The organism is Streptococcus sp. A34 (assembly GCF_043674115.1).
GTDB lineage: Bacteria > Bacillota > Bacilli > Lactobacillales > Streptococcaceae > Streptococcus > Streptococcus suis_V.
On record NZ_JBIMJM010000028.1, the window covers coordinates 21,643 to 28,046 of the forward strand.

Consider the following 6,404-nt stretch of genomic DNA (forward strand, 5'->3'; position numbering starts at 1 on the left):
AAGTGACTTGCTTGCAAGTTTCATCCACAATCCAGTCTAAAATCTAATTCATTCGGCTATCGTCTATGCAGCAAAAAAAGAGTCCTTCTGGACCCTTCATCTATTTACAATTTCGGAGCTTGTCCTAGTTCTGCCTGCAACATCCAAATATGTTTTTCAATACTAGCCTTAGCCACATTGAAAATGTCGTTGGTCACGCTGTCGCCTTCTTCATCGCTAATGTCAAAACCTTCCTGGAAGAGGGTAGCCAATGTACGAAACACTTCTACCACACGCGCTAACTGCTGTTCCAAGGTCAAGCTGTATCTTCCCGGAACCTCCTTGAGTTGACTGTTTTCCGAAAATTCTACAAGCGTTGAAAATGGAGCGCCACCCAAGGTAATCAAACGTTCACTCATTTCATCTAGGTAACCATCCAACTCATCCATGTATTCATCCATTTTTGGATGCCAAATCATAAATCCAGCACCACGCATGTACCAATGAACCTGATGCAAGATAGAATGAGCCACTGACAGGTCTGCGACAGCCTGATTGAGAACAGCCTTGGTATCCTGATAGTTCAGAGATTTCCCCAGAGACAGACTAGCAACTTCAGCTGATGGCTTCAATATTTCTTTTTTCATAAAAGGAACCTTCTTTCTTTTATTTTTATTTATATTTATTATAATGTTATTTCAATAAATGTGCAACTAATTACCATCTAGTGAGAAGTCCATTTTTAGACAAGCAAAGCGCTTGCAAAATGAGGATAATTAAGGTATTCTATAGATAGTCAACATATGGGAATTTCTCCCATCACTCCCTATAACATCTATTGGAGGTTCATATGTCAGAAGAAAAATTCGGTGCTAAATTAGATCAATTGACTGGTTCTGTCAAAGAGGGCTTGGGCAAATTGACAGGTGATAAAGAGCTTGAAGTGGAAGGTCTTGTTGAAAAAGGGCTCGGCAAAGCTAAAGAGTTGGTCGAAGATGCCAAGGGCTTTGTAGAAGATGCTAAAGACGGCCTCGAAGGTGCTGTCAACGGTATCAAAAACGCCTTTGACAAGGACGAAAAATAAACATGCTAAGGTAACTTCGGTTGCCTTTTCTTGTGAAGTGAAAGGAAAATCATGAAAAAAATTGCATTTGTCTGTCTTGGAAATATCTGTCGCAGTCCCATGGCTGAATTTGTCATGAAAGCCTTGACCGACGACTACCACATCGAAAGCCGTGCCACATCAGGCTGGGAACACGGCAATCCTATCTATCCGGGAACCCAGAAGATTTTCAAAAAATACCAGATTCCCTACAGTAGTAGCAAGACATCTCAGCAGATTTCAGCAGCGGATTTTAAGGAATTTGACTATATCATCGGCATGGACAGCAACAATGTCCGTGACTTAAAAAAGATGGCTCCTCCGTCTGCCCAAGATAAAATCTACCAATTTGCCGACAGATCCGTTCCCGACCCTTGGTACACAGGGGATTTCGAGGAAACCTATCAAATGGTCAGCCAGGGCTGCAAGGACTGGTTGGAACGGCTAAAATAAGCAGAGGAATTACGTAACATTTTTGTAATATATGAGAAAAAATGGTAAAATAGTAGGCGAATCTATTCTAGTAAGGGACAAGACATGAAAAGCATGCATTATTCGCTTCCAGAAGATTGGAAGGCCTTCCTCACAAGGAAAAATATTGAACTGTTGACACTCCTATTTATCCTGATCTGCCTGATTTCCGTCTTTATCGGACGCATTCCCAGCCAACGAACCTTGACCCTAGATGACGGTAAAATCAAGTATAGCGGCACCGTCTTGGCCAATAAAATGGACGGTAAGGGCAAGCTGACCTTTGAAAATGGAGATACCTATGAAGGACAGTTTAAAAATGGCAGTTTCAATGGTCAGGGAACCTTCACTTCAAAAGATGGTTGGAGCTATTCAGGACGATTTGTCAATGGCCTGGCTGATGGAAAAGGTAAGCTAACAACCAAGGCAAAATCAGTCTACGAAGGAACGTTTAAGCAGGGGATTTATCAACATGAGGATTAAATGGTTTTCAACAATTCGAGTGCTAGGACTGGTAATGGTCCTGCTCTATCATTTTTACATCAAATACTTCTCTGGAGGCTTTGTCGGAGTTGACCTCTTCTTCACCCTATCCGGCTATCTGACGACTGCCCTGATTATTGACCAATTTCATACCGACAAGGAGTTCGATTTCAAGGCCTTTCTAAAACGGCGCTTGTACCGTATTTTCCCACCTTTGGTCCTGCTGATTCTGACCGTCACACCCCTGGCTCTCCTGATTCGTAATGATTTTACAGCCAATATCGGACGGCAAATCACAGCTGCTCTGGGCTTTATGACCAATATCTATGAAATTTTGGCCGGTGGTGGATACGAAAATCAATTTACCCCCCATCTCTTTGTTCACACCTGGACCCTTGCGATTGAAGTCCAATTCTACATCATCTGGGGGCTAGCTCTCTGGTGGATAACGCGGCAAGCCAGGTCTGTAGGACAACTTAGAGGAACTATTTTCCTCAGTTCAGGCCTCCTATTTGTCCTTAGCTTCTTTGGAATGTTTATTTCTAGCTTCTTTGTCACAAGCTATTCTAGGATTTACTTCTCTACACTAGCTCACTCCTTCCCCTTCTTTCTGGGGAGCCTGCTTGCGACCATTGTAGGCATCAAGCATACTACAACCGGTTTCCAGAAAATGGTGCAACAATGGGATTTACGGAAGACCCTATTGGTTTTCTCAGGTGGTCTGGGCTTAGAAGCCCTCCTCCTCTTCTTCCTACGGTTTGATTCGATTTTCACCTATCTTTTCGGTTTCTTCCTCTCAAGTCTGGCAACCTGTGCCATGATTCTTGCGGCTAGAATCTTACACGAAAAGACAGCAAGCGTGAAGGAGCCGGTAGCTATCCAGTTTCTGGCGGATATTTCCTACGGTATCTACCTTTTCCACTGGCCCCTTTACATTATCTTCAATCAACTGATTTCCAACCACCTTCTGGCCGTTGGACTGACCTTGCTTGTGACACTGCTGATGGCTAGCCTATCCTACTATGTTCTAGAGCCTTACATTGCAGGCAGGACGGGAAAACTCTTTGGTCTGGAAATTGATTTAGTTCCCTATACCAAATGGTTGGCTATAACGTTCGGTGTTCTCAGCTTGCTTACCTTGGGCATTAGTTTGTTTGTTCCAAAACTCGGTGATTTAGACCATTCGCTTATGGTGGAAAGCCTCAAGCAGGCAGATACCCGCATGACACAGACCAAAAACTTTGCCGAAAAGGGAAAAGCCAGCCATTTTGATATCACAGACGGAGTGACCATTATCGGTGATTCTGTGACACTTCGAGCAAGCGAGCACCTACACGCAGCCCTGCCTGATGCTATGATTGATGCGGAGAAGAGCCGGAATACCATCCAGGCTAACGAGATTCTACAGACCAATATTGACAATGGAACACTCTTGAAAAATGTTGTGGTAGCAACCGGTGCCAATGTGGTCAGCAATTACCAGGAAGAGCTGAAGAAAATGGTTGATATCCTGCCGAATGGTTACCGCTTGATTCTAGTGACCCCCTACGATGGTAACTCTGCTACGTACGATGACCCAATAGCTGAAAAACATGCGCGTTACATTCGTCAATTAGCCAAGGATTATGACTTTATCACCGTGGCTGATTGGAATGCCGTTGCCAAGCAAAATCCTCAGATTTGGGCCGGCACAGACAATATTCATTTTGGTAGCGAACCAAGCACCATCAATGAAGGTGGACAACTCTTTGCCCAAACGGTTCAAGAAGCTCTAAAAGAAGCAGAAAACGGACCGATTAAGAATAAATAGACCATTGTTGAAAGCAAATAAGCGAGGCAGGAGCCTCGCTTATTATTTTTGTTTACTCTGAAAACGCCATTCGAAGCGTTTTTGATCATAGAAAGGATAGAGGACTGACAGCAGAAAGCCTGCCAACAGCCAACCACCGATAATGTCTGTTGGAAAATGAACGCCGATGTAAATCCTTGAAATCGCAACTAGAGCCGCTAAAATGAGCAGACCAGCTTGAAGCAAGAGCTTTAGTGCTCCCTTCTTCATTCGTTGCTGAATAATGATAACCACCGCTCCTGCAATCATCATGGTCGAGGCAGTGTGCCAGCTAGGATAGGAATAACCAATCGTATCGATTAACCATTCAATACTAGGGCGCGGCCGTTGGTAGACATATTTCAGGGCTGTTGATGCCACCCCCATAACCGCAAAACTAGCAAGAATCAAGGAAGCCTCCATCTTCCACTTTTTATAAAAATAGAAGAAAGCTGCAAGGAGCAAGGAAATAGTCAGAATAATCACTGTATTTCCAAGAACCGTAATCGAGGTCCAAAACTGGCTGGCAGTGCTAGGTAGATTGCCACGGACAAGTGTCTGAATTGCCGTGTCAAAGCCTGCGACTGCCTCTGGATAGAATTTGACCGTATAGCCTAGAATAACAAAGGCCAGGGCCAAAAAAGATGCGTTTCGTAAATGTGTTTGTTTGTTTTTCATGTATTTAGTTTACCATAGAATGGTTAAACTTTCTTTAAAATTGGCTGGGCTGCCTTGTAACATACATAGAAAGCCAGCGACAGCACGATTCCCTGCAAGAGGTTGAAGGGAAGGACCATGGCAAAGAGATAGTTGCCAAGTCCTAGAATTTGTTTGATATCGAAGCCTGCAAAGGTCACATAGACTGGAACAGCATAAACATAGTTCATGACCAGCATGACCAAGGTCGATGTAATTGTTGCCACAGCTGCTGTTTTCACATAATTTTTCACTGTCTGATCTTTTTTCCAAATGTAGGCCACTGCTAGAATAAAGACTGACATAGCTGCAATATTCATTGGCAGACCAATAATGGTCGATGCACCTTGGTTGTTCAAAATCAACTTGAGCAAGGTCCGGATGAAAAGAATCGCAAAGCTTGATTTCAGATCCAGCATCAAGAGACCAAAGAGAATGGGTACGATTGAAAAGTCCACTTCCAGGAAATTAGCTGTTGGAATCAGCGGAAATTTCAAGTACATGAGCAGAAAAGATACTGCTGAGAGAATGGCGATAATCGTCATTTTGCGTGTGTTTGTCATAAAGGTTCCTCCAATTTTTGAAAATTGAAGAAGGCCAAGAGAGCAGGCCGAGGCCAACTACTTCGTCTTCTCCCATCCAGACTGTACTGTCGGTTGTGGAATTGCACCACATCAGCTTGCGCTCGCAGACTTATTTACTAGATAATTTCTTTTTTGACACTTGTCTAAGGTGGTAGGGCCGTAGCAAACCTTCGGTTTCATGACTTATTTTCGAGCCTAAGGTATCGAAAATCCCCTGTCATCCTATTTTTGAATAGGATGACTTTCACCACGGCGACAAGCGTCGGACTTGCGACCTTCGGTCGCTCCTGCTACCGCCCTCAAAGAAGAATTTTCAAAATAGAGAAACTATCTTAATAAAATCACTGCCGGTCGGGAATTTCACCCTGCCCTGAAGACTATTTAATGATACCAAAAAAGCCTTGCCTCTGCAAGACTTCGGTAATGATATCACACTATTTGAGTTTGTCCCCTTCATAGGTATGGACCAGGTCAAGGCCTGCAAATTCCTGCTGACGCAGGGCTTCATAGACAATCATGCAGACTGTATTGGATACATTGAGGCTACGGACATGCTCATCGTTCATGGGAACGCGGATAGCCTTTTCTGAATGCTGGCGCATGAATTCTTCTGGCAGGCCCTTGTCCTCACGCCCAAAAAGAAAATAATGTATTCCCTCCTGATAGGACTGGTTGGAATAGGTCTTATCAGCGAATTTTGACACCAGATGTACCTGGCCATGCTGGCTGGCGTAGGTCATAAATTCATCTAAATTTTCATAAAAACGTACGTCCAGCTTGTCCCAGTAATCAAGACCAGCTCGTTTCATCTTGCTATCATCAATAGGAAAACCCATGGGCTTGATAATGTGCAGAGGACTGTTGGTCGCAGCACAGGTCCGGGCGATATTGCCCGTATTCTGGGGAATTTGTGGCTCAAACAGAACGACATGGTTTTTAGCTGTTTCCTCTTTGTAGTGCAATTCTTCGATATTCATTATCTTTCATCTCATTTCAAGTAAAAAAAATGCCACACTGCCCGGAGTCAAGCTCAGCAAACAGCATGGTGAATGATGATTCATTCACTTAACTCACAACAGGTTTGAGTTAAATCAATGAAATCGTGTTACTATTATACCGCTCAGTTGATGCCTCTGTCAAGGATTTATTCCCAAAAATCACCATTTTTCGCTATTTTTTACACCTTCGAAAGTTCTATAATGAAGTTAGCCACCTTACCTTAGTCAAGAATTAGATGTTTCACTATGTTTGAGTAAGTTGA

General features: G+C 43.4%; 8 protein-coding genes. 4 read left to right on the forward strand and 4 right to left on the reverse strand.

Going from position 1 to position 6,404, the window contains the following annotated elements; translation table 11 throughout:
• Nucleotides 1-104: 104 nt before the first annotated feature.
• Nucleotides 105-626: a DNA starvation/stationary phase protection protein gene (locus ACHBGV_RS07690; protein ID WP_394736048.1), complete on the reverse strand. Its 522-nt coding sequence runs from the start codon at nucleotides 624-626 to the stop codon at nucleotides 105-107.
• 203 nt (nucleotides 627-829) lie between these two features.
• Here ACHBGV_RS07690 and ACHBGV_RS07695 point away from each other — a divergent pair, with 203 nt between their 5' ends.
• The 4 genes from ACHBGV_RS07695 to ACHBGV_RS07710 all read left to right on the forward strand — a co-directional run bounded on the left by ACHBGV_RS07695 (nucleotide 830) and on the right by ACHBGV_RS07710 (nucleotide 3,845).
• Nucleotides 830-1,063: a CsbD family protein gene (locus ACHBGV_RS07695; protein ID WP_105160609.1), complete on the forward strand. Its 234-nt coding sequence runs from the start codon at nucleotides 830-832 to the stop codon at nucleotides 1,061-1,063.
• Between the two features lie 51 nt (nucleotides 1,064-1,114).
• Nucleotides 1,115-1,534, forward strand: a complete 420-nt coding sequence (locus ACHBGV_RS07700) for a low molecular weight protein-tyrosine-phosphatase (protein WP_105111937.1) — start codon at nucleotides 1,115-1,117, stop codon at nucleotides 1,532-1,534.
• Between the two features lie 84 nt (nucleotides 1,535-1,618).
• Nucleotides 1,619-2,035, forward strand: coding sequence for a hypothetical protein (locus ACHBGV_RS07705; RefSeq protein ID WP_172095230.1), 417 nt, complete (start codon nucleotides 1,619-1,621; stop codon nucleotides 2,033-2,035).
• Nucleotides 2,025-3,845, forward strand: a complete 1,821-nt coding sequence (locus ACHBGV_RS07710; protein ID WP_394736050.1) for an acyltransferase family protein — start codon at nucleotides 2,025-2,027, stop codon at nucleotides 3,843-3,845. The genes ACHBGV_RS07705 and ACHBGV_RS07710 overlap by 11 nt, the downstream gene beginning before the upstream one ends.
• 42 nt (nucleotides 3,846-3,887) lie before the next feature.
• Here ACHBGV_RS07710 and ACHBGV_RS07715 read toward each other — a convergent pair whose 3' ends face one another.
• The 3 genes from ACHBGV_RS07715 to ACHBGV_RS07725 form a co-directional block, all read right to left on the reverse strand.
• On the reverse strand, nucleotides 3,888-4,541 hold the full coding sequence (locus ACHBGV_RS07715) for a phosphatase PAP2 family protein (protein WP_105123522.1): 654 nt from the start codon (nucleotides 4,539-4,541) through the stop codon (nucleotides 3,888-3,890).
• A gap of 23 nt (nucleotides 4,542-4,564) precedes the next feature.
• Nucleotides 4,565-5,122, reverse strand: a complete 558-nt coding sequence (locus ACHBGV_RS07720) for an ECF transporter S component (protein WP_105123521.1) — start codon at nucleotides 5,120-5,122, stop codon at nucleotides 4,565-4,567.
• A gap of 455 nt (nucleotides 5,123-5,577) precedes the next feature.
• The gene (locus ACHBGV_RS07725; protein ID WP_105123520.1) at nucleotides 5,578-6,120 is read right to left on the reverse strand and encodes a tRNA (cytidine(34)-2'-O)-methyltransferase; all 543 of its coding nucleotides are present in this window, start codon (nucleotides 6,118-6,120) and stop codon (nucleotides 5,578-5,580) included.
• Nucleotides 6,121-6,404 lie beyond the last annotated feature (284 nt).

Excerpts from the sequence above, each read along its gene's own strand:
- ACHBGV_RS07690 (WP_394736048.1), bottom strand. The coding sequence starts at position 626 with ATGAAAAAAGAAATATTGAAGCCATCAGCTGAAGTTGCTAGTCTGTCT.
- ACHBGV_RS07695 (WP_105160609.1), top strand. The coding sequence starts at position 830 with ATGTCAGAAGAAAAATTCGGTGCTAAATTAGATCAATTGACTGGTTCT.
- ACHBGV_RS07700 (WP_105111937.1), top strand. The coding sequence starts at position 1,115 with ATGAAAAAAATTGCATTTGTCTGTCTTGGAAATATCTGTCGCAGTCCC.
- ACHBGV_RS07705 (WP_172095230.1), top strand. The coding sequence starts at position 1,619 with ATGAAAAGCATGCATTATTCGCTTCCAGAAGATTGGAAGGCCTTCCTC.
- ACHBGV_RS07710 (WP_394736050.1), top strand. The coding sequence starts at position 2,025 with ATGAGGATTAAATGGTTTTCAACAATTCGAGTGCTAGGACTGGTAATG.
- ACHBGV_RS07715 (WP_105123522.1), bottom strand. The coding sequence starts at position 4,541 with ATGAAAAACAAACAAACACATTTACGAAACGCATCTTTTTTGGCCCTG.
- ACHBGV_RS07720 (WP_105123521.1), bottom strand. The coding sequence starts at position 5,122 with ATGACAAACACACGCAAAATGACGATTATCGCCATTCTCTCAGCAGTA.
- ACHBGV_RS07725 (WP_105123520.1), bottom strand. The coding sequence starts at position 6,120 with ATGAATATCGAAGAATTGCACTACAAAGAGGAAACAGCTAAAAACCAT.